The following is a 22008-nucleotide window of genomic DNA, read 5'->3' as shown; positions in this document are numbered from 1 at the left end:
CGTCCGGGCCGGTGACCACACGTCCAGCGGTGTGCTCCGACAGTCGTCGGCACGCCGCTGACGTGGGCGTTCACGGTCCGCTTGGTAGGCTCAGGAGCTGTGCTTCATAGCTGAACGGCGGTGCTGTCTTGATCGACTTCCAACTGGACGTCCGCTCCGGCATCGCGCCGTACATCCAGCTCGTCCAGCAGGTCCGGCACTCCCTTCACCTGGGTCTGCTGTCGGTCGGTGACCAGCTCCCCACGGTCAAGGAAGTCGTCGCGAAACTGGCGATCAACCCGAACACCGTCCTGAAGGCCTACCGCGAACTCGAACAGGAAGGGCTGGTGTCGCTGCGGCCCGGCGTCGGGACCATCGTCACCCGTACGCTCGCTGACAGCTCGCTGCCCGCCCATGAGCCGCTGCGCCAGGAACTTCTGCAGTGGCTCGCCCATGCGCACCAGGCCGGGCTGAGCGCCGAAAGCATCGAGGCGCTCTTCCGGACCACCTTCCGAGCCACCGTGGGAGTAACGAAGTGACACTCGCCATCGAGGCCGTCGACCTCGGCATGCGATACGGGTCGAAGGTGGCCCTGACCGACTGCAACCTGGCCGTGCCGGTGGGCCGCACCGTCGGCCTGGTCGGCCCGAACGGCGCCGGCAAGTCCACCCTGCTCGGCCTGATGTGCGGCCTCATGCAGCCCACCACCGGCAGCATCAAGGTGCTGGGCGAACGGCCCGCGGTCAGCGCCGCCCACCTGGCCCGGGTCGGCTTCGTCGCCCAGGACACCCCGCTGGTCCCCGACCTCACCGTCGGCGAACACCTCAAACTGGGCGCCAAGCTCAACCCCCGCTGGGACCGCAAACTCGCCGACGACCGCATCCGCGGCCTGGGCCTGGACATGCGCGACAAGGCCCGCCGCCTGTCCGGCGGCCAGGGCGCCCAACTGGCCCTCGCGATGGCCGCCGCCAAGCGTCCCGAGCTGCTCATCTTCGACGAACCGGTGGCCGCGCTGGACCCGCTGGCCCGCCGCCGCTTCCTGCAGGGTCTGATGGAGATCGTCGCCGAACTCAGCGCCACCGTCGTCCTGTCCTCCCACGTCCTGAGCGACCTGGAGCGCGTCTGCGACTACCTGATCGTCGTGGCCGACGGCCGCGTCCAGATAGCCGGCGAGATCGACGACCTGATCAGCACCCACTACCGCCTGCTCGGCGCCCACGACAACTTCGACGACCTACCCCCCGGCACCACGGTCATCCAGGCCGAACACACCGGTCGCCAGAGCACCCTGATCGTCCACGCCCCGGGTTCCCTGCCCTACCAGGGCCCCCAGATCCAGGGCCCCCAGATCCAGCGCCTCGGCCTGGAAGAGCTGGTCCTCGCCTACATGAGCCGCCCCACCGACCCACCCGGCAGCCGCCCCGTCGGCCACCCGCAGACCACCCGCCTCTGAGCCCGACCCGAAACCCGCTGGGGTGGCGCTTTCCCGCGCCGCTCCAGCTCCTTTTTCCAGTACGGGATTCACCGACACTCCCCGCCGCAGCGAACAGGCCCGTGCATGGCCCGGCCGATCACCGGGCCACCGGCCCGGAGCACGGCACCTTCAGCCGAGCAGCGACCGCAGGGTCTCCGCGTCACGCACGGCGTTGCCCTCGCCGTCGTTGTTGAAGTAGGCGTACACCTCTCGGCCCTGGCCGTTCCATTCCCGGATCCGGTCCGCCCACCAGGCGAGGCTGTCGCGCGGGTACGACCCGGCGTACAGCTGCTCCGGATCGGGCCCGTGCATGCGCAGATAGACGAACGGCGCGGTGGCCCGCAGCACGCACGGCAACCGGGCGCCGCTCATCACGCAATAGGCCGTGCCGCGGCGTTCCAACAGGTCGAACACCTCGTCGTCCTGCCAGCTCGGGTGCCGGAACTCGACCGCTGTGCGCACCCAGCCCGGCAGCTGGTCGAGAAAATATGCGAGGCGCGCGTCGTCTCGTTGCTGATTCGGGCCCAGCTGTACGAGGAAGATCCCGCGGCGGTCGCCGAGCTCGTGCAGGCCGGCGCCGATGCGCTGGATCCACTCCTCAGGCGCGTACAGCTTCTTCGCATGCGTCAGACCACGGGGCGCCTTGACCGACAGCTGAAACCCGTCGGGCAGCCGTTGCCGCCAGCCGGCGAACGTCGCCGGCGCGGGCCAGCGGTAGAAGCTCGCGTTGAGTTCGACCGTGGCGAACCGCCGCACATAGTGCTCGAGGCGAGCCCGCGCAGGTAGGGCCGGCGGGTAGAGGACGCCGTCCCAATGGCCGTAACTCCAGCCTGACGTCCCGATGTGAACGTTCATGCGTGTCCCATTTCGGCAAAAACCCGAACAGCCTCAGGGCTGGCACACCTGGACCATCCCTGCGCGTACGAAAGGTGGCCGCCGAGGTAAGCGCCCAGCCCCGCCACCGACAAGCCGGCGGAAACGGAGGCCCGGACATGATCCGAGGCGCGCGTCAGATCTGCTGAGTCTCGGTCGTGTCGGGGTGCCGCTCGACAGTGGCCTCCTTGACGAACTTGCCGCTGCTCGCGCTGCGATTGACCGCACGACCCTCGTCGGTGTCGCCCCCGACGTGCTCGGTGGTCGTCTTGCTCGGCTCACGCTCCACCGTGCTGTCCTTGACGAACTGCCCGCTCCGGGCGCTGCGATTGACGTCGTGCTCGTTGTCACCCATGGAAATTCTCCTCCCATACGTCCATCCCGATATCTGCCTAATCCCCTCCACCGGCCGGCCGAAACCGGCCCGGGGCGGTCGCGACGTCGAGACCTGAGCTGACGGACCTCCCGCATCCGTGCCAATCCGATCGTTCGTCGGGGCGATACGGACCCGTCGCGGCGTAGATATTGCCGTGCGCACGGCTTACGGTGTGCGCACTGACCAACCGAGGAGGGTGAAGTGGCGGACCTGCCACCAGAGCAGCCTGAACCCGCGGAGGCGGCAAAAGCCGTTCCCGTCGCCCCTGTGCCGGCACCCCAACTGCTGGTCATGCCGCCTACCGACGCGATCCCGTCGATGGTCTGGCCCGGGACCGACGGGGAAACGGCATGGGCGATCCCGATCCAGATCCCATCCGGCACGCGGGGGTACGCCCTGTTCGTACCGATGGTCCCGGCCCAAGCGTCCGCCACAGCGGACACCAAGCCCGAAGTCAAACCGGCTGAGGTAAAGCCGGCCGCGATCACGCCGGCCGTAACCACTCCGGCCGCAACCGCGCCGGCCGCAGTTGCTCCGCCGCCGGCCGTGAGCGCGCCCCCGGCGCCCCCGGTGCCGATTGCTCAGCGTCCGCAACCTCAGCCGTTCCCGAACCCGGTGCGCCCCTACGGCACGTACGAGCGGGAACCGACCCCGTGGCAGAAGTTCCGCAAGAAGAACTGGCCCGGGCCGAAGAATGCCCAGGGCTGGGCCGTCCCGGCCGGGGTGCTCGCCGGCGCCCTCGGCTTCCTGATCTTCCTGCCGCTGGACCGGGTGGGTATCGGCTGGTTCCTCGGCTGGCTGGCGCTGACGCTGGGAGTGGCGTTCGGCGTACGCAAATCTCCCGATCTGACGCGCCGGGAGCGGCTGATCCGTTCCGGCTGGGCGGCCGCGGCGCTCGCCCTGATGCTCGTCCCGGCGTTCCGCAACGCGTGGTGGCTGGTGACGTTCAGCGTGCTGGGCGCGATCGGCTGCACCGCGCTGGCGATCGTCGGCGGCCGGCAGGTCCGGTCGATCCTGTTCAGCCTGATTGCCGCCCCCTGGGCGGCCTTCGCCGGCATTCCGTGGGTCCGCCGGCACCTGAAGGACAGCCGCACCCCCGGCATCGCCCGGCGGACCTTCTTCTCGGTCGCCCTGACCGTCGTCGTGCTGCTCGTCTTCGGCGCGCTGCTGTCCTCGGCCGACGTAGCGTTCTCGCAGATCCTGGACGACGTCATCCCCGATTTCGCGATCGGCTCGATCGTCAAGTGGATCTTCTTGGCGGTAGCCGGCGCCCTGCTGGCCGTGTCCGGCCTCTACACGCTGACCGCGCCGCCCGCGACGTCCAGCCTGGACACCGAGGGCAAGGGCCGGTTCGGCCTGGTCGAGTGGGCACCGGCCGGCGCCGCGCTGGTCCTGCTCTTCGGCGGTTTCGTGGCGGTGCAGTTCACCGTCCTGTTCGGCGGCAGCCGGCACGTGCTGAAGACGGCCGGCCTCAGCTACTCGCAGTACGCCCGGAGCGGCTTCTGGCAATTGGTCGCGGTGACGCTGCTGTCGCTGGCGCTGATCGCGGCGCTGGCCCGCTGGGCGAAACGGGACCAGCCGTCCGAACGGCTGCTCCTACGCGTACTCCTGGGCCTGCTCTGTGCCTTGAGCGTCGTCATCGTGGCGTCCGCGCTGTCCCGGATGTGGGAGTACCAGCGGGTTTACAGCTTCACCGGCGAGCGCATCTTCGTGATGGCGTCCGAGATGCTGCTCGGCGTGATCTTCGTGCTGATCGCGGTCGCCGGTATCAAATGGCAGGGCCGGTGGATCCCGGCAACCACCGTCGGCCTGGCCGTACTGATGCTGCTCGGCCTGGCCGCCCTCGACCCCGAGGGCTACGTGGCCAGCCGAAACGCGGCCCGCTACCAGGGTTCCGGCAAGATCGACGCCTGGTACCTGCGTGCCCTCTCCGCCGACGCGACTCCCGGTCTGACCAAATTGCCTGATCCGGTACGCCGTTGCACGCTCAGCTGGATCGCCGAAGATCTCAAGAAGCCCGATCCTTGGTACGCATGGAACCTCGGCCGGCAACAGGCTCGCGAGGCCCTCAAGGAGCTGGGCCCGGCCGCGATCGGCAACCAGAAGGACTGCAAGTCCGCCGACCAGTTCGACCTGCCCAAGACACGCAGATGAAGGATGGCGCTCCGGTTCCGAACCGGAGCGCCATCCCCCACCGGACAGGTGTCAGGCAGCCGCGAGCAGGCCCGCCGAGACGGGCTCCAGGGCGGTGGCCAGGATCTCGCGGACGTCCGAGACGATGTGCACGGTCAGCGCGGACAGCACGTCGGCCGGCACCTCGTCGAGGTCGGGCTCGTTGCGCTTCGGCAGGTAGATCTCGGTGAGGCCGGCCCGCTGGGCGGCGAGCAGCTTCTGCTTGACACCGCCGATCGGCAGCACCCGCCCGGTCAGCGAAACCTCGCCGGTCATCCCCACCTCGGCCCGGACGTTACGGCCGAGCAGCAACGACACCAGCGCGGTCGTCATCGTGACGCCGGCCGACGGCCCGTCCTTCGGCACCGCGCCCGCGGGCACGTGCAGGTGGATCGGGTGGTCGAGCTGCTCGGGTGAGATGCCCAGCTCCTCGGCGTGGGCCCGGACGTAGGAGAGCGCGATCTGCGCCGATTCCTTCATCACGTCGCCGAGCTGGCCGGTAACCGACAGGCCGCCCTTGTCGCCGGGCAGCAACGACGCCTCGATGTAGAGCACGTCGCCGCCCATGCCGGTCACGGCCAGGCCGGTGGCCACGCCCGGGACGGCGGTCCGCTCGGACGACTCCGGGGTGAACCGCGGCCGGCCGATCAGGTCCTTGAGGTCGGCGGCGTCGACGGTGGCCGGCAGATCGCCCAGGGCGGCTTTGCGGAACGCCTTGGCGAGCAACCGCTCCATCGACCGTACGCCGGCCTCGCGGGTGTAGTTCGCCGCGATCTCACGCAGCGCGTCCTCGGTGACCGTCACCTCGTCCTCCGACAGCGCGGCCCTCTCCAGCTGCCGGGGCACCAGGAAGTCACGGGCGATGGCGACCTTGTCGTTCTCGGTGTAGCCGTCGATCGCGATCAGCTCCATCCGGTCGAACAGCGCCTGCGGGATGGTGTCCAGCACGTTCGCGGTCGCGATGAACAGCACGTCGGACAGGTCCAGGTCCAGGTCGAGGTAGTGGTCGCGGAAGGTGTGGTTCTGCGCCGGGTCGAGCACCTCGAGAAGCGCCGCCGCGGGGTCGCCGCGGTAGTCGCTGCCGACCTTGTCGACCTCGTCGAGCAACACGACCGGGTTCATCGAGCCGGACTCCCGGATCGCCCGCACGATGCGCCCGGGCAGGGCCCCGACGTACGTCCGGCGGTGGCCCCGGATCTCCGCCTCGTCCCGCACGCCGCCCAGGGCGACCCGGACGAACTTGCGGCCGAGGGTCCGCGCGACCGACTCGCCCAGCGAGGTCTTGCCGACTCCGGGCGGACCGGCCAGCAGGATCACCGCGCCGGAGCCGCGGCCGCCGACGACGTTGAGGCCGCGGGACTCGCGGCGGGCGCGCACGCCGAGGTACTCGACGATGCGCTCCTTGACCTCGTCCAGGCCGTGGTGGTCGGCGTCGAGCACGGCCCGCGCCGCGCCGAGGTCGGTGGCGTCCGTGGTGCGGACGTTCCACGGCAGGTCCAGGACCGTGTCGAGCCAGGTCCGGATCCAGCCGGCCTCCGGGTTCTGGTCGCCGGCCCGCTCCAGCTTGCCGACCTCGGCCAGGGCCGCCTCGCGGATCTTCTCCGGCAGATCGGCCGCCTCGACCCGGGCGCGGTAGTCGTCGGTGCCGTCCGCCTCGCCCTCGCCGAGCTCCTTGCGGATAGCTTTGAGCTGCTCGCGCAACAGGTACTCGCGGTTGCGCTTCTCCACCGACTCGCGTACGTCAGTGTCGATCTTGTCGCTGACCTCGGACTCCGCCAGGAAGTCCTTGGTCCACTCGACGAGCAGCCGCAGCCGGGCCTCCACATCCGGCGTCTCCAGCAGCTCACGCTTGCGGTCGTTGGACAGGTACGGCGCCCAGCCCGCGGTGTCGGCCAGGTCGCCCGGGTCGTCGATGGCGCTGACCGAGTCGATGACCTGCCACGCCTCGCGACGCTGCAGCACCGAGACCACCAGCTGCTTGTATTCGGCGGCCAGCTCGCTGACGTGCTCGCCCAGCGGGCCGGCCGTGACCGGTTCGGCCTCGACCCAGAGAGCCACTCCCGGACCGGTCACGCCGGCGCCGATGCGGGCGCGCACACTCGTACGCAACACGGCGGCGGGCGACCCGCCGCGGACCTTGCCGACCCGCTCGAGCTTGGCCACCACGCCGTAGGTCGCATAGCGATCCGCGAGCCGCGGCGCGATCAGCAGCTCGGAGCCGGCCGACGTGCGAGCCGCATCGACGGCGGCCAGGGCCGCCTCGTCCAGCTCGACCGGAACGACCATGCCCGGCAGCAGGACAACATCGTCAAGGAACAGAACGGGAAGTCGTTTGCTGGTCACCCGGTACCTCCGAGAAAGTTGAGTATGTGCCGCTCAACTGCGCAGGCCCCCAGCATCTTCCGGTGTTCACTGCCAGCGAAAATCTACGGCGGTCAGATGGCGGCCATCTGCCGTTCGAGCGCCTTCGGGTCGTCGCGCCACACCTTGCGGCCGGCGCGCGCCATCGCGTCGGGGAAGATGTCCTCCTCACCGGCCTCAACCCCGTCGAGGATCGCCTGGGCGACCTCCGGCGCGCCGGTCTTGGGCATCTCAAAGGCCTTGATCATGTCGGTGTCCACCGCGCCGGGGAACACGCCGTGCACGGTGATGCCCAGGTCGGCGACCTGAGCGCGTACCGCCTGGGTCATCGACGCCGCGGCCGCCTTGGACACGCTGTAGCCGCCCATGCCGCGTACCGCGCCCAGCGCCACCAGGCTCAGCAGGTTGACGATCGCGCCGCCCCCGTTGTTCCGCAGCACCGGAACGAAGGCCCGCGTGACGGCGAGCGTCCCGAGGTAGTTGGTGCTCAGGTCCGACCGGATCCCGGTGAGGTCGGCGGCGAGCAGGTCCCCGAATGCCAGCGAGCCGCCGTTGTTCACCAGCAGCGTGACGTCGCCGGCCGCAGCCACTGCCGCCGCGACCTCATCGGCGTCGGTGATGTCCAGTCGCAGTACGACCAGACGTGGATCGGCGGCGAGACCGGCCAGGGTGTCGACGTCACGGGCGGTCGCGTACACCTTCGTGGCGCCGCGGGCGAGCAACGCGTCGACGATCGCGCGCCCGATGCCCCGGTTGGCGCCGGTTACCAGGGCCGTGACGTTGTTCAGGTCCGACATGATCAGTACTCCCGTACGAGTCGGTGGGTGGTTGCCCGGTCAGCGTCCGCCGGCCAGCGGCGAGGCAACCAGGGCAAGGATCGACCCTGGGTCTGGCAGAACCACGCTCACCGGGAGCCGGGTGGCCATACTGGCCTCATGGACCGGCATGTCACGTTGGGCGAATTCCTGCGCTCCCGGCGAGCGCGGCTGCGACCCGAGGATGTCGGGCTGCCGCCGTCGCTCACCCGGCGACGGGTGCCAGGCCTGCGTCGCGAGGAGCTCGCCCAGCTGGCCGGGGTCAGCGTCGATTACTACGTACGCCTGGAGCAGGGCCGCGGCCACCACGTCTCCGACGCCGTACTCGATGCGGTCGCCAACGCCCTTCGCCTGGCCGACGACGAACGCGCGCATCTGCGAGACCTCGCCCGTCCGCACCGCCCCGCCCGCCGTCCGGCCACGCCGCAACGGGTCCGGCCACAACTACGCCAGCTCTTGAACGCCATGACCGATGTCCCCGCGTTCGTCGTCGGCCGGCGCACCGACGTGCTGGCGTGGAATCCCCTCGGCGCCGCCCTGATCGCCGACTTCCCGGCGCTACCGCCACGGGAGCGCAATTTCGCTCGGCTGGTCCTGCTCGACGAGCACATCGGGGCGCTGTTCCCCGATCGGCGCCGCAAGGCGCGGGACATCATCGCGTTCCTACACCTCGACGCCGGCCGCCATCCGCACGATCCGCTTCTCGCCGAGCTCGTCGGCGAGCTGTCCCTGCACAGCGAGATCTTCCGGCAGGTGTGGCCCGAACACCCGGTCGCCGACAAAGCCCATGCCGGGTATGAGGTGAGCCATCCCCTCGTCGGCGTCATGGTGCTGGCACAGGAGGCGCTCCGCGCCCCGGACGATCCCGACCAGACACTGGTCACCTACACCGCGGAGCCCGGATCGCCGTCGGAGGCGAGCCTTCGCCTGCTCGCCTCCTGGCAATCTCAGACCGGCCCGGAGGCCAGCACGGCCCGGGTGTAGAGCAGGCCGAAACCGCGGCGCTGCGCGTTCTGCTGCGATTTCGAGCCGGGTTGGACGGTGATGACCGCGACGTCGCAGCCGGCCGCGGCGGCATCGGCCAGCCGCGCCGAGAGCAGGACACTCTGGATGCCACGGCGGCGGTAGGCGGGTGCGGTGCCGGCCCCGGTGAGCTGGGCGATGCCGCCGGCGATCCGCATGCTGCCGCCCCCGGCCGGCGCCCCGTGCAGCTCGGCCAGGTAACGCCGGACCAGCCCGGCGGCGTCCCGCTCGGCGTTCTCCAGGACCTCGCGGGGAAACTCCTCGAGCCACGGGACACCCTGCGTGTCGGGGTGCAGCGACGCCTCGACGACGACCTCCAGCCAGGCGCCGAACTCGTCGTCACCGCTGGGCCGGACCTCGACGCCCGGCGCCTCGACCGGCTCGACACCGTCACCGAGGGCGCGGCCGAGCACGTTCTCGAAGGACACCAGCCGGTAACCGCGTTCGGCCAGCAGCTCCAGCACCGCCGGATCGGCGAGCGAGGAGAGCTCGATCTGGACCGGCGCGCCCCGGGCGGCGTACGCCTGCTCGATCGCGTCCAGATCGGCCGGTTCGGGCCGGCCGGCGAAGCCGAGACCGGCCACCTTGTTCAGCGGCGAGCCGGGTTCGGCATAGCTGGCGACACCGCCCGCGATCGGCACGACGAAGCCGGCGCGGTCGCCCCGCCGACCGGCGGCGGCCTCGCTGCAGGCGGCGATGAACTGCGCCTCGGCCTGCTCGATGCGCGCGGCCAGGGTGACATCACCGAAAAGCATGGAATCTCCTCAGGTTGACGGATTGCGGAGCAGCAGCGCGAGACCGGCGAGGATCCCGGCGCCGCCGGCCCATTGCAGCAGCGAAGGCCGGTCGCCGAGGAACGCCACGGCGGTCAGCGTGCCGATCACCGGGGTCAGGTTGCCCAACTGCCCGGCGCGGGCCGCGGGCACCCGGGCGATGCCCCGGTTGAACAGGACGCCGCCGACCGCGCCGCAGACAACCACCGTGACGCAGGCCGCCCAGCCGGCGGCTCCGACCGCGTCGAGACGCGTGCCGCCGGTGGACCAGGACGTGAGCACGAACGGCGTCACGCTCAGCGCGCCGCCGGTGCTCTGCCAGGCGCTCTCGTTCAGGCCGTCGCCCTCGTCGTTGAAACGGCGGGTCGCGATCAGGAACACCCCGGAGGACACCACCGCCAGCAGCACCAGCACATTGCCGAACGCGCTGTCGCCGCCGGATCCGCCGGGGTCCAGGGCGACCAGCGCCCCGCCGGCCAGGCCGAGGAGCAATGCCACGATGGCCCGGCCGGACATCCGCTCCCTCAGCACGAGAAGGGCCAGCAACACCGACAGCAACGGCTCGGCCGCCAGCAGCAGGCTGCCGCTCGACGCACTGGTCCGGGCCAGACCGAGGTCGCCGAACAGGAACGCCAGGCCCGGCACCAGCACACCGACCAGCATCTGCCGCGGCGCGCCCCGCCACCGCAGCCGCCCGCCGACGACGGCGGTGACCAGGAGCGCGGCGGCCGCGCCGGAGACCTCGACCGCGAGCAGATCGGCCGGCCGCACCGACCGCAGCGCGACCACCGAGACCGTCGTGCTCACCCCGTAGACCGCCGCCGACAGCAGCAACGCCGACTCCCCGGCGCGCAGCCGGATGCCTCGTCGTTCCGCGACCATGCCGTGCGCTGCCATCGTGACCTCCCGATCGAATGCAACCGGCATAACCGTTACACCGGTTACCAACGGGGTCAACCGATAAAACGTGTACGGTGGTTACATGGCCCCGAACGTGCCCTGGCCCGGTCTCGACGACGAGGATCTGCTCCTGGCTGTCGCCAACACCGCCCACGGCGAGCAGGACGAGCTCGCCGACGCCCCGTCCACCCGCGCCTGGTGGCTCGGAATCGGCTCGCCGGCAACCACCCGGGAGAGCCGTCCGGACGTGACAGACAGCGTCGCGATGTTGCGCGCGTTGCGGGTCCTGATCCGCGGCCTGGCCCTGCGAAACAACGGCGTCGAACCGGACCTGAGCGGCGCCTCCGGCCTGGACGCGCTTCCGCTGCGCCTGGATCTGCACGGCACGCCGTCCTTGCGCGCCGACGTGCCCGGCGATCTCGCGCGTGACATCGGAGCCGCAACCATCGCAGCTCTGCTGCGGGCCACGGGCCGGCCGGGCTGGTCCCGCGTCAAGGCCTGCCGCGGCGACGACTGCCGCTGGGTCTTCATCGACAGCTCACGCAACGCCTCACGCCGGTGGTGCGCGATGGCCAACTGCGGCAATCGCGCGAAAATGGCCACCTTCCGTGACCGCCACCGCAGCCGGCCACCGCGCGCCCCGCAGTCGCAGCCTTGAGAGGCGGCGGCCTCGAACCGAGGAGATCCTGATCAGGCGGAGCGAGAGATAACGGATTTCAGTACGCCCATTTTCGCACTACCAGATCACTCCGACTTCACCATGGACTTTTGTTTCCCATTGCGGAAGTTTCGCTAATACGTGACCGCGGCGCTCGATGCCATTCGCAGGAATTGACGCCTTGACGGGTGAAATACCAGCTCAGTGGCTTCCTAAACCGGTTAACGCACCCAGCGACTTCCGGAAGTTTTCCGAGAAGTATTGTTTCGCTGGCATTAACCGTGTCAGCATGGGCCCCACATTGATTCTCGTCGTTATCCGGCCTGGGATGCGCGCCCCAGCGATTCCTTCGCCCACTCCTCGCTCGAGGCCCCGGATCCGGAAATGAGAAGGGAGACCCTCATGAAGTCCTCAAGGCTCCGGCTACTGATCGGTGCCGCGGTCACGGTCACCGCGGCCGCGGGCGTGCTCACGGTGATGCCGAACGCGAGCGCCGCCGAGAGCACGCTGGGCGCCGCGGCTGCACAATCGGGCCGATACTTCGGCACGGCCATCGCCGCCGGCCGGCTCGGCGACTCGACGTACAGCACCATCGCCGCGCGTGAGTTCAACATGGTCACGGCCGAGAACGAGATGAAGCCGGACGCCACCGAGCCCAACCGCGGCCAGTTCAACTTCAGCTCCGGCGACCAGATCTACAACTGGGCGACCCAGCGCGGCCTGAAGGTCCGCGGCCACACCCTCGCCTGGCACGCTCAGCAGCCGGGCTGGATGCAGAGCCTCAACGGCAGCAGCCTGCGCCAGGCGATGATCGATCACATCAACGGCGTGATGGCCCACTACAAGGGCAAACTTGCCGCCTGGGACGTGGTCAACGAGGCGTTCAACGAGGACGGCAGCCGGCGGTCGTCCAACCTGCAGGGCACCGGCAACGACTGGATCGAGGTGGCGTTCCGCACCGCGCGCAACGCCGACCCGTCGGTCCGGCTCTGCTACAACGACTACAACATCGAGAACTGGTCGTACGCCAAGACGCAGGGCGTCTACAACATGATCCGGGACTTCAAGTCACGGGGCGTGCCGATCGACTGCGTGGGCCTGCAGACCCACTTCACCGGTGGTAGCTCGCTGCCGGGCAATTTCCAGACCACGCTGTCGAGCTTCGCGGCCCTGGGCGTCGACGTGGCCCTCACCGAGGTCGACGTCACCAACTCGTCGACCTCGCAGTACGCGGGTCTGACCCAGGCCTGCCTCAATGTGCCCCGCTGCATCGGCATCACCGTCTGGGGCGTCCGCGACAGCGACTCCTGGCGGTCCAGCGAGAACCCGCTGCTGTTCGACGGCAACGGCAACAAGAAGGCCGCCTACACCTCGGTGCTCAACGCCCTCAACTCGGCCGGTCCCACCAACCCCTCCTCTCCCCCGCCGAGCACGACCACCCCGCCGCCCTCCGGTGGCGGAACCCGAATCCTGGGTGCCCAGTCGGGCCGCTGCATCGACGTGACGTCCGCGTCGCAGAACAACGGCACGCGGGTTCAGCTCTACGACTGCAACCGCCAGGCCCAGCAGACGTGGACGCTCACGTCGAGCAAGCAACTGACGGTGTACGGCTCGAGGTGCCTGGACGCCGCCGGCTCCGGCAACGGCTCGGCCGTGCAGATCTACAGCTGCAACGGCCAGTCCAACCAGCAGTGGAACGTCAACTCCAACGGAACCATCACCGGCGTGCAGTCCGGACGCTGCCTGGACGTGTGGGGCACCGGCAACGGCCAGCAGGTCCAGATCTACGACTGCAGCGGCCAGGCCAACCAGCGGTTCAGCCTCAGCTGAACAAGGTGGCGGCAATGGCCACCATCCGGGCCGGCGCGGCGTCCTCCGGGACGCCGCAGACGTGGACCGACGTGGTCGCCGACGGGCTGGTGACCTCGTACTCGTAGCCGTCCGCACACACCGGCGAAGAGTCCGTGGGAGTCGGCCGGCCGGTGAAAGCTGGTGCGGTCAGCAGTTGACGGAGGTCCGCCATCGCGTCGGCCGGCAGCGAGCCGCGGACCGGCGGCTTCCCGCGGCGCGTCACGACCGTCGCGCCGTCGGCGGTGATCTCAGCGCGGTCGTCGACACCGGCGAAGCCGCCCCGGCGGGTGATGGTGAGCGGGAACATCGGCGCCGCGGCCGAGGCGGACTGCGCCGGAGCCGCGGGCTGCTCGTTGCCCGCGCACCCGGCGACACCGCCCAGCAGCAACGCGGCCAGGACTACGGACAGGTGTGACTTTCGCACCGCGGGCTCCTCATCATTTGGCAAAGCCGGCCGGGGTGGCGTGAACGCCACCCCGGCCGGCCTCGGTGATCAGCTTCCGGCGGGCGCGTTCCAGCCGAGGGCGGCGTTGCCGGCGCCGGCGTAGGACACGATGCGGTAGCGGAAGGAGCCGGTGGTGCCGGTGTACGCGAGGTTCTCGCGCGCCGTCTCACCGGTGGCCTTGGCCACGTTCGTCCATCGCCCGTTGACGTTCTTGTCCAGGTACAGGTCGAAGTCGGCCCCGGACGGACCGGTCAGGCAGGCGGCGTGCCGGCCGGCGGCAGCGGTGAACGTGTCGGTCACCGCGGTCGCACCGGCGGCGATGGCGCCACTGTCGTGCGAGGCGAAGCCGGCCTGGCAGTCACCCGACGGCGTGCCGGTGGGCTCAGTGGTCGGCCCGGCAGTCGGCCCAGTGGTCGGCCCAGTGGTCGGCCCAGTAGTGGGCGCGGTGGTCGGCCGAGTCGTCGGCGCGGTCGTCGGCGTCGTGGTCGGCCGGGTGGTCGGCGCCGTCGTCGGCGTCGTGGTGGAACCGGTGCCGGTGCAGGCCGCCTCGTTGCTGCCCGCCGGGACACTCACCGCGGTCCACGCGGCCTTGACGGTCGCGCACTCGGTGCCGTTGCCGAACAGCTGCGCCGCCGCGGCCACCGAGGCGGCCCGCGCCTTGGCGTGCGTCCAGCCGCTGGTCTTGCGGTTCAGCGTGGCCATGTAGATCTGGCCGGCCTTCTCGATGCCGATCCCGGTGACCGTGCTGTTGTTGCAGGTCGGGCTGGTGGGCTGCCCGTCGGTCGGGCGTGAGCCCTCGGCCAGCAGGTAGAACCAGTGGTTCTGCGGACCGGCCGCGGCGTGCACCTCGGTGCTGGGGATGGCGCTGGAGAAGCAGTTCGGGTCGCCGACCTTCGACGGGTCGGCCATGTTGCGGATCGGCCCGTTGCCGGTCAGGTTGGCCAGCTCGCCCACGGTGTAGTCGGGCTTGTCCTTCGGGTCGTCGGCGAAGAACTCGGTCAGCGCGCCGAAGATGTCACCGGTGGACTCGTTCATGCCGCCGGCCTCGTTGCCCGCGCTGGAGCCGCCCGGGGTGAACTGGTTGATGGCGTGACCGAACTCGTGACCGAGCACGTCCATCGTGGTGAGCAGGCGCTTGTTGTCGGAGGAGTGGCCGATCTCGACCCGCGAGCCGTTCCAGAAGGCGTTGACGTCCTGCAGGCCCATCCGTACCGGGAAAGCCTTGCCGTTGCCGTCGATGCCGTTGCGGCCGAGCCACTCGCGCAGCATGTCCCATTCCTCGGACACCGTGTACATCGCGTCGACGCAGCCGGTGACCAGGTCGGTCGCGCTGCCGGTGCCCCAGACGTTGGTCGTGCTGGTGAACGGCTGGCCGGTCTGCGGGCCGCACGACAGTCCGGGGCGGGTCGCGTCGCTCATCACGAACTGCCCGCCGGAGCTCTGCGTGTTGATCGTGACGTCGCCGTAGTAGGCGCCGTGCCCGGTGGCGTCCACGACGTCGTCGCGGGTCAGGTCGCCCAGGACCTTCCCGGTGGTCGCGTCCACGAAGACGTGCAGCACGCTCGGGACCAGCCGGCCCTCGACCCGCTTGCTGCCGGAGACCACCACTTCGTACGCCAGGATGCCGGCCTCCTGGGCGACGACCTTGAGGGTGCCGGCGTCCGCGGAGGTGACCTTGGCGAGTTGCTTGCGCGCGGTCTTGACCGCCGCCGCGGCCGAGACCTTCGCGGTGGTGCCGACCGACAGCGCCTGCTGCTGGGCGACGTAGTTGTCCAGCACCGAGCCGTTGGCGTCGGTGACGACGACCGCGTCACCGCCCTCGACCGGCAGACCCTGATAGGTGCGGGCGTAGGCCACGTACTGCAGGCCGTGCTGGCTGACCACCTGCCGCTTCACCAGCTTCTCGCGGTCGCCCTTGAAGAACAGCTTCGGCTTCTCGGCGACCAGCGCCGACGCCGAGGTGATCGCCCGGGACGGGTCGGCGGCGGTGGCCCCGGCCTTCGGCGCCGAGGGGGCCGGGGAGGTGGCCGCGTTCCCCTGCGGCATGGTGAGGGCGATAGACCCCGCTACGGTGACGGCCGCCAGGCCGGTCGCCAGCGCGACTTTGCGTTTCAACGGTGCTCCTAGCGCGATTACGCGCGGCCCGGATTCTCGGCTCGTGCCCGATCATCCGCCGTCGCGAAGTGAGGGATTCGCTCGTCTATCGAGCGGTGTCAGTCTTGGCGTCGGAAAAGAACGAAGTCAATGCGCTTAAGCAATGCTTAATGGTCGACCGGCCCGAAATTCGCCGCCTTACGCTGGGCTTACGGCAATGTTTACCGAGCTGAGGCTTGGTGGTGACGATGAGTCACCTCGCCGTGACGAATAATTGATGCGGCGATTAATGGAGGGCCAGCAACCCTCGAGATAAGCAAAAATGCATACGCTGAATGTCCGTTATCATTTCGATATCCGGGCTTCCGGCGCCCTTAAGGTGCGGCCCGGGAGAATCGCGGGCCGGCGCCGGTGTGACCGACGCGATCGGACGGCTCGGGCCCCGGGGACTGGCCGACATCCACACCAACCGTTGTCGGACTCGGCGGCCGCGCTCGCCGCCTGGATGATCGACCACGACACCGACGCGTACTACAAGATCGCTCGGCAGTTCGAGCAGCGACGACCGGCATGGCGCGCGGATGACCCCCGGAGGGTGGCATCGGTGCGATATCCGTCGGTAACAGTCCGCGATTAGCGTACGGACGAGCGCAGCACTGCGGAGTCGCGCCGACGTCCGGTCCTCCGTACCACCGAGCTATGCGCCGTCGAAGGCCGTTCGTGTACCCCAAAGGTTGTCGTGAAAGGGCTTCATGAATCTTCTCCTGCTGACGGACAGCCATCTTGATGTGCTGCCTGTGCTCGACTTGCTGCCGTACGCCGTCCAGGTCGCGTCGCCGGGCAGTTGGGCCGAGGCAACCAAAGGACCGCACGTAGCCCTGGTCCTGGTCGACGCCTGTGGCGAGCTGAGCCAGGCCCGCGCAACCTGTCGGCTGATTCGGGCAAACGGCCTGAACGCACCGTTGATAGCGCTGGTTCGCGAGGCCGGCCTGGCCTCCGTCGCGGCCGACTGGGGTGTCGACGACTTCATTCTGGCGACCGCCGGCCCGGCGGAGGTTGCGACCCGCCTGAACATGGCGGTCGAGCGTCGCGGCCTGCAGGCCGCGACCGAGCAGGAACTGATCCACATCGGCGATCTGACCATCGATACCCACAGCTACACGACCCGGCTGCGTGGCGAGTCCCTTGCGCTGACCTACAAAGAGTTCGAGCTTCTCAAATTCCTCGCTCAGCAACCCGGCCGGGTGTTCAGCCGTGATCAGTTGCTGCGTGAGGTCTGGGGCTACGACTACTTCGGCGGCACGCGCACGGTGGACGTGCATGTTCGTCGCCTGCGGGCAAAGCTCGGACCGCACTGCGAGACGATGATCGGCACCGTCCGCCAAGTCGGCTACAAGTTCGTCGCACCAGCGACGGGAAGCCGCCTTCGCGCCGACGACGCCTATTCCAGCGCACGTCCGGTTCACGACGATGAGATGCCGTCCCCCCTTTCCCTTTGGGACCAAGCGCCGATCGCGTCATTGACCGCACACCTGACCCCTGAGCAGCATCAGCCGGCGAGGAATGTTGCCTCGGTCAGGCATACAGGTTGAGCTCCGCGATGGACCACCACGAGGCGGCGGAGCCGGTTTGCGTGATGCGCAGGTAGCGGGCGGTCTGGCTGCCGATCGCGGCGGTCACCACGGCGGTGGTGCCGGCGCCCGTGCCGACGGTCCGCCAGGTGGCGCCGTCGGCGGACACGGCGATCTGGTACCCACGGGCGTAGTCAGCGGCGCTGCCGGCCGAGTCCATCACGACGGTGCCGAAGGTGCGTGCGGCGCCCAGGTCGAGGGTGACGGTGTTGCCGCTGGTCATCGGGGTGCCGGAGCTCCAGCGGGTGCCGGTGACGCCGTCCAGCATCCGGGCCGGCACGTCGGTCGCACTGGACGGCGAGGCCGTCGCGGTCCAGCCGGTACGGTTCAGCGCCATCGAGCCGGACGAGCCCAGGGTGACCGTGCCGGTGAGCCGGATGTCGCGGGATGACGCGCCGACCATGATCTGGTGGCTGCCGGCCGCGGTGGACCAGCCGCCGTTCCAGTATTGGAAGCTCCGTGCGTCCAGGGTCACGGTGACCCGCTGGGTCTGCCCCGGGGTGAGGCTGACCTTGGTGAAGCCGCGCAGGTTCTTGGGCGGTTCGCCGGTGGACTGCGGCTGGCCGACGTACACCTGGGCCACCTCGGCGCCGGTGCGTGTGCCGGTGTTGGTCACGTCGAACGACAGCGTGACGATGCCGCCGGTGTCGGGCGCGCCGACGGTCAGGTTGGCGTAGCCGAAACTGGTGTAGGACAGGCCGAAGCCGAACGGGAAGGCCGGTGCGATGTTCTGCCGGTCGTACCATCGATAGCCGACGTCGACGCCCTCGGAGTACTGCACGGCGTTGTTCTGCCCGGGCCATTGTGCGGTGGTGTGCGCGGGCACGTCGGCGAGCGACGCGGGGAAGGTCACCGGCAGCTTCCCCGACGGGTTGACGTCGCCGAACAGCAGGGACGCGAGCGCGTTGCCGTACTCCTGGCCGGGGTACCAGCTCTCGATGATGCCGCGGACCGAGCCGGCCCACGGCATCGTGACGGCGGAGCCGCTGCTGACCACCACGACGGTGTTCGGGTTGGCCGCGGCGACGTCGGTGACCAGCTGGTTCTGGTCGGCGGGCAGGTTGATGTCGGACAGGTCGCTGCCCTCGGACTCGAACTTGCCGACGAAGACCACGGCGAGATCGGCTGTACGGGCGGCCGCCACCGCCTGGTCGTGCGCGTTACCGGAGGGCAGCGTCCACAGCTGGCCGGCAGCGCCCGTGCAGGTGCCGATCTGCAGCTGGGTGCCGTTGCCGGAGCCGCCGGCGGTGAGGCATTTGCCGGAGCCGGTGCCGACCAGGGTGCCGTTCGTGGCGGTCCACTTCTGCGCGGTCGTGCCGTTGCAGTCGTACAGCTGGATCTTGGTGCCGTCGGCGGTGCCCGCGGCCGTGACGTCCATGCACTTGCCGAGCGCCCGCAGGCTGCCGTCCGAACTGAGAGTCCAGCTCTGCGCGTCGGTGCCGTTGCAGTCGTACAGCTGAATGGGTGTGCCGTTGGTGGTGTTGGCCGCGGCTACGTCGATGCATTTGCCGGCGAGCCCGGTGATGCCGGCGCCGAGGGTGCCGGCGGCGTAGGTGACCGTGACACCGGTCCCGGCCCGGGTCTTGATGCCCTGGTACGGGCTGACCGAGCCGGATGAGTTCACGCTCGCGCTGCCGCCGCCCTGATACATCGGCGCGCTGTTGCCGCCGGCGCCCAGGACCGCGATCGACCTCGTGGTGGCCGGCACCGGCAGCACCGAGTTCGTGTTCTTGAGCAGCACGCTGCCCTCCGCCGCGACCTGCCGGGACACCGCCACATGAGCGGCGGTCGTCACCGCGTTCGCCATCGAGCCCGTTTGCGTCCGGTCGAAGAGCCCGCGCCGGAACATCGGCGTGAGAATGCGCCGGACGTGGTCGTCGATGGTCGCCTGCGACACCTGGCCGCCGGCCACGGCCCCGGTCAGCGCGCTGCCGAAGTAGTTGCTGTCCGGCATCTCCATGTCGAGCCCGTTGTTCGCCGAGGCGACCGTGGAGTGGGTGGCGCCCCAGTCCGAGGTGATGAAGCCGTCGAAGCCCCACTCGTTCTTCAGGATGCTGTTCTGCAGCGGTCCGTTCTCGCAGGCGAACGGCCCGTTGATGGCCGAGTACGAACACATCGCCGAGTCGGCGCCACCCTGTTTCACCGACGTCTCGAAGGCGGGCAGGTAGATCTCCCGTTCGGCCCGGTCGGAGACGATCGCGTTGTCCGCGGCGTTGTTGCGCGCCGTCTCCTGGTTGTAGACCGCGTAGTGCTTGACCTGCGCCATCGGCCCCTGGCTCTGGATGCCCTGGATGTCGGCGGCGCCGATCTGCCCGGTGAGGTAGGGATCCTCCCCGAAGGATTCGAACGCCCGCCCCCACCGCGGGTCGCGGACGATGTTGATGGTGGGGGCCAGCACCACATTGGTGCCCTTGCCGTACTGCTCGGCGCCGAGCACCGTGCCGTACTGCTTCATCAGGGCGGTATCCCAGCTGGCTGCCCCGGCGACGGGGGCGGCGAGCTGGGTGACGGCGCCGGCGCCGTCACCGACGCCGGCCGGGCCGTCCTGCAGGTGCAGGGCGGGGATGCCGAGCCGGGTGTTGCCGTCTACGCAGCCGGCGTAACCGCAGGATGAGCCGCCGTGCAGCATGGTCAGCTTCTCGGCCGGTGTCATGGCGGCGAGCAGCAGACCGGCCCGCTCGGCGGGCGCGAGAGACGTGTTCATCCAGGGCTGATCGGCGGCCTGGGCCGGAGATGCGGTGAGCGCGGACGCAGCCAGGACGGTGGCGGCGATCGCGGCGAGTCGTCGGTGAAGCACGGGGACTCCCGATGGGGAACGGGGCGCGGCGTCGACGGGGGATCGACGGTCATGAGCGTGACATCCACAGCATGACTTCCTTCACGGTGCGATGAAAGGCTCTGACGTACCGGAACCGCGCCCCGCCGATCAGGCGGTCGCGGTCCAGCGCTGGTTGGCCGCGCCCGTGCACGACCACAGGATCGCGGTGGTCCCGTTGGCCGTGCCGGCAAGATTCACATCCAGGCAGAGCCCCGAGGCGACGCCGCTGATGGTGCCGTCGGCGTTCACGGTCCACCGCTGGTTGGTGCCGCCGTTGCAGTCCCACAGCACCGGCACGGCGCCCGCGGTGGCGCCGATCGGGGCGTCGAGGCACTTGCCGAAGATCTGGATGGTGCCGCCGCTGACCACGTTCCAGCGCTGGTTGGTGGCACCGCTGCAGTCCCAGATCACCGGCTGGGTGTTGTTGGCGGTGGCGCTCTGCGGATCGTCGAGGCACCGCCCGGAGGCCGCGCTCACGAGCTTGATCCCGTTCGCCGTCGGCGAGGCGGCGACCGCGCTGGTGGTTCCGCCGGCGACCCGGTAAACCACCGTGCCGTGGGCCGGAACCGACGCCGAGATGGTGCCGGTGCTGGTCGAGGTCGCGCCGGTCCAGGCATCGCGCAGGGTGAACGAGGAGCCCGACTTGCCGATCGCGGCGGCCGTCGTCGAGACCGTCGCGGCCGAGGCGCTCTGGTTGAACAGCGCGACCGCGACATCGCCGTTCGCGAGGCGCTTGACCAGGACGCGGCGGATGCCGTCGCCGGCCACCTGGACCGCCTGCAGGCCGAGGGTGTCCTGGTTGACGGCGATCAGGTTCGCGTTGGCCAGGATGGTCTTCGTCGCCGAGGTCATCGAGCGCACGTCGTTGCCGGCGATCAGCGGCGAGGCAATCATCGCCCACAGCGCGAAGTGGCTGCGCATCTCGGTGTCGGTCATGCCGCCCCGGCCGACCTCGAGCATGTCCGGGTCGGTGAAGTGGCCGGGCCCGGCGTAGGCGGCCAGCGGCACGGTGACCGTGACGATGTTCTGGATCCCCATCGGATAGCCGTTGGACTGCCCGCTGTCCCAGGCGTTGGTGATGTCCTCGGTGGTCCGCCACATGTTCGCGACGTCGCCCCAGTTGCGCAGCGGGCCGGTCTTCGCGTGGATGCTGTTGGGGTTGATGCTGTAGAGGATCGGCCGGCCGGTCGCGGCCAGGGCGTCACGCATCTTGGCGAAGGCGGCGACCTGGTCGTCGATGGTCCCGTTCGGCGAGCACCAGTCGTACTTGAGGTAGTCCACGCCCCAGGCGGCGAACTGCCGGGCGTCCTGCGCCTCGTGGCCCTGGCTGCCGGTCGACCCGGAATAGGAATCGAAGTACTGCGCGCAGGTCTGATCGACCGGGACCTGGTAGATGCCGAACTTGAGGCCCTTGCCGTGCAGGTAGTCGCCCAGCGCCTTCATTCCGCTCGGGAACCGGGTGGGATCACCCTGCAGGTTGCCGGCCGAGTCTCGGACCGGGTTGAACCAGCAGTCGTCCACCACGACGTATTGGTAGCCGAGATCGCGCAGGCCGGTGCTGACGATGGAGTCGGCCATCTGCCGGATCAACGTCTCGCTGATGTCGCAGCCGAAGGTGTTCCAGCTGTTCCAGCCCATCGGCGGGGTGCGGCCGACGCCGTTCTCCAGGGCCAGCGCGGGCCGGTCCGGCACCGCCCCGGACAGCGCGATCAGCAGGAGCAGGACCAGCACGGACGAGAGACGGCGGACAGCGACCACGGCACAC

The 22008-nt window shown here is 69.7% G+C and carries 17 protein-coding genes; 7 read left to right on the top strand and 10 right to left on the bottom strand.

Going from position 1 to position 22008, the window contains the following annotated elements; all coding sequences use genetic code 11:
* Positions 1-128 precede the first annotated feature (128 nt).
* Positions 129-518 carry a GntR family transcriptional regulator gene (locus AB0E90_RS42150; RefSeq protein ID WP_360417934.1) on the top strand — a complete coding sequence of 130 codons (390 nt, stop codon included), beginning with the start codon at positions 129-131 and terminating at the stop codon, positions 516-518.
* Positions 515-1432, top strand: coding sequence for an ABC transporter ATP-binding protein (locus AB0E90_RS42145; protein WP_360417933.1), 918 nt, complete (start codon positions 515-517; stop codon positions 1430-1432). The genes AB0E90_RS42150 and AB0E90_RS42145 overlap by 4 nt, the downstream gene beginning before the upstream one ends.
* A gap of 150 nt (positions 1433-1582) precedes the next feature.
* On the opposite strand, the gene AB0E90_RS42140 is transcribed toward AB0E90_RS42145, so the two are convergent.
* Both AB0E90_RS42140 and AB0E90_RS42135 read right to left on the bottom strand, forming a co-directional pair.
* Positions 1583-2308 (bottom strand): DUF72 domain-containing protein, encoded by a 726-nt coding sequence (locus AB0E90_RS42140; RefSeq protein ID WP_360417931.1) that lies wholly within the window; start codon positions 2306-2308, stop codon positions 1583-1585.
* Positions 2309-2462: 154 nt separating this feature from the next.
* Complete coding sequence (locus AB0E90_RS42135) at positions 2463-2681, bottom strand: hypothetical protein (RefSeq protein ID WP_360417930.1); 219 nt, start codon at positions 2679-2681, stop codon at positions 2463-2465.
* Positions 2682-2969: 288 nt separating this feature from the next.
* Here AB0E90_RS42135 and AB0E90_RS42130 point away from each other — a divergent pair, with 288 nt between their 5' ends.
* Positions 2970-4856 carry a DUF4173 domain-containing protein gene (locus tag AB0E90_RS42130; RefSeq protein ID WP_360417929.1) on the top strand — a complete coding sequence of 629 codons (1887 nt, stop codon included), beginning with the start codon at positions 2970-2972 and terminating at the stop codon, positions 4854-4856.
* Between the two features lie 51 nt (positions 4857-4907).
* On the opposite strand, the gene lon is transcribed toward AB0E90_RS42130, so the two are convergent.
* Together lon and AB0E90_RS42120 are read right to left on the bottom strand one after the other, a co-directional pair.
* A complete protein-coding gene (gene lon, locus AB0E90_RS42125; protein WP_360417928.1) occupies positions 4908-7217 on the bottom strand; it encodes an endopeptidase La in 2310 nt (769 codons plus the stop codon).
* A gap of 92 nt (positions 7218-7309) precedes the next feature.
* Positions 7310-8032, bottom strand: a complete 723-nt coding sequence (locus AB0E90_RS42120) for an SDR family oxidoreductase (RefSeq protein ID WP_360417927.1) — start codon at positions 8030-8032, stop codon at positions 7310-7312.
* 138 nt (positions 8033-8170) lie between these two features.
* Here AB0E90_RS42120 and AB0E90_RS42115 point away from each other — a divergent pair, with 138 nt between their 5' ends.
* The gene (locus AB0E90_RS42115; protein WP_360417926.1) at positions 8171-9034 is read left to right on the top strand and encodes a helix-turn-helix transcriptional regulator; all 864 of its coding nucleotides are present in this window, start codon (positions 8171-8173) and stop codon (positions 9032-9034) included.
* Here the strand turns inward: AB0E90_RS42115 and AB0E90_RS42110 are convergent.
* Both AB0E90_RS42110 and AB0E90_RS42105 read right to left on the bottom strand, forming a co-directional pair.
* Positions 8998-9828, bottom strand: coding sequence for a GNAT family N-acetyltransferase (locus tag AB0E90_RS42110; RefSeq protein ID WP_360417925.1), 831 nt, complete (start codon positions 9826-9828; stop codon positions 8998-9000). The two genes, AB0E90_RS42115 and AB0E90_RS42110, sit on opposite strands and share 37 nt — an antisense overlap.
* A gap of 9 nt (positions 9829-9837) precedes the next feature.
* Positions 9838-10743, bottom strand: a complete 906-nt coding sequence (locus AB0E90_RS42105; RefSeq protein ID WP_360417924.1) for a DMT family transporter — start codon at positions 10741-10743, stop codon at positions 9838-9840.
* Between the two features lie 85 nt (positions 10744-10828).
* Between AB0E90_RS42105 and AB0E90_RS42100 the strand changes: the two genes are divergently transcribed.
* Both AB0E90_RS42100 and AB0E90_RS42095 read left to right on the top strand, forming a co-directional pair.
* A complete protein-coding gene (locus tag AB0E90_RS42100; protein ID WP_360417923.1) occupies positions 10829-11404 on the top strand; it encodes a CGNR zinc finger domain-containing protein in 576 nt (191 codons plus the stop codon).
* Positions 11405-11806: 402 nt separating this feature from the next.
* Positions 11807-13234 carry an endo-1,4-beta-xylanase gene (locus AB0E90_RS42095; protein ID WP_360417922.1) on the top strand — a complete coding sequence of 476 codons (1428 nt, stop codon included), beginning with the start codon at positions 11807-11809 and terminating at the stop codon, positions 13232-13234.
* Here AB0E90_RS42095 and AB0E90_RS42090 read toward each other — a convergent pair.
* Positions 13227-13679 (bottom strand): hypothetical protein, encoded by a 453-nt coding sequence (locus tag AB0E90_RS42090; RefSeq protein ID WP_360417921.1) that lies wholly within the window; start codon positions 13677-13679, stop codon positions 13227-13229. The two genes, AB0E90_RS42095 and AB0E90_RS42090, sit on opposite strands and share 8 nt — an antisense overlap.
* A gap of 69 nt (positions 13680-13748) precedes the next feature.
* The gene (locus AB0E90_RS42085) at positions 13749-15815 is read right to left on the bottom strand and encodes a M4 family metallopeptidase (protein ID WP_360417920.1); all 2067 of its coding nucleotides are present in this window, start codon (positions 15813-15815) and stop codon (positions 13749-13751) included.
* 731 nt (positions 15816-16546) lie between these two features.
* Here AB0E90_RS42085 and AB0E90_RS42080 point away from each other — a divergent pair.
* Positions 16547-17386, top strand: a complete 840-nt coding sequence (locus AB0E90_RS42080; protein WP_360417919.1) for a response regulator transcription factor — start codon at positions 16547-16549, stop codon at positions 17384-17386.
* On the opposite strand, the gene AB0E90_RS42075 is transcribed toward AB0E90_RS42080, so the two are convergent.
* A complete protein-coding gene (locus tag AB0E90_RS42075) occupies positions 17370-20222 on the bottom strand; it encodes a glycoside hydrolase family 3 C-terminal domain-containing protein (protein WP_360417918.1) in 2853 nt (950 codons plus the stop codon). The two genes, AB0E90_RS42080 and AB0E90_RS42075, sit on opposite strands and share 17 nt — an antisense overlap.
* Before the next feature lie 129 nt (positions 20223-20351).
* Complete coding sequence (locus AB0E90_RS42070) at positions 20352-21881, bottom strand: alpha-galactosidase (RefSeq protein ID WP_360417941.1); 1530 nt, start codon at positions 21879-21881, stop codon at positions 20352-20354.
* Positions 21882-22008: the final 127 nt, after the last annotated feature.

This window comes from Actinoplanes sp. NPDC026619 (assembly GCF_040638295.1).
Classification (GTDB): domain Bacteria; phylum Actinomycetota; class Actinomycetes; order Mycobacteriales; family Micromonosporaceae; genus Actinoplanes.
Note: the sequence above shows the minus strand (reverse complement) of the source record. Positions and strands in the feature narration are given on the sequence as shown.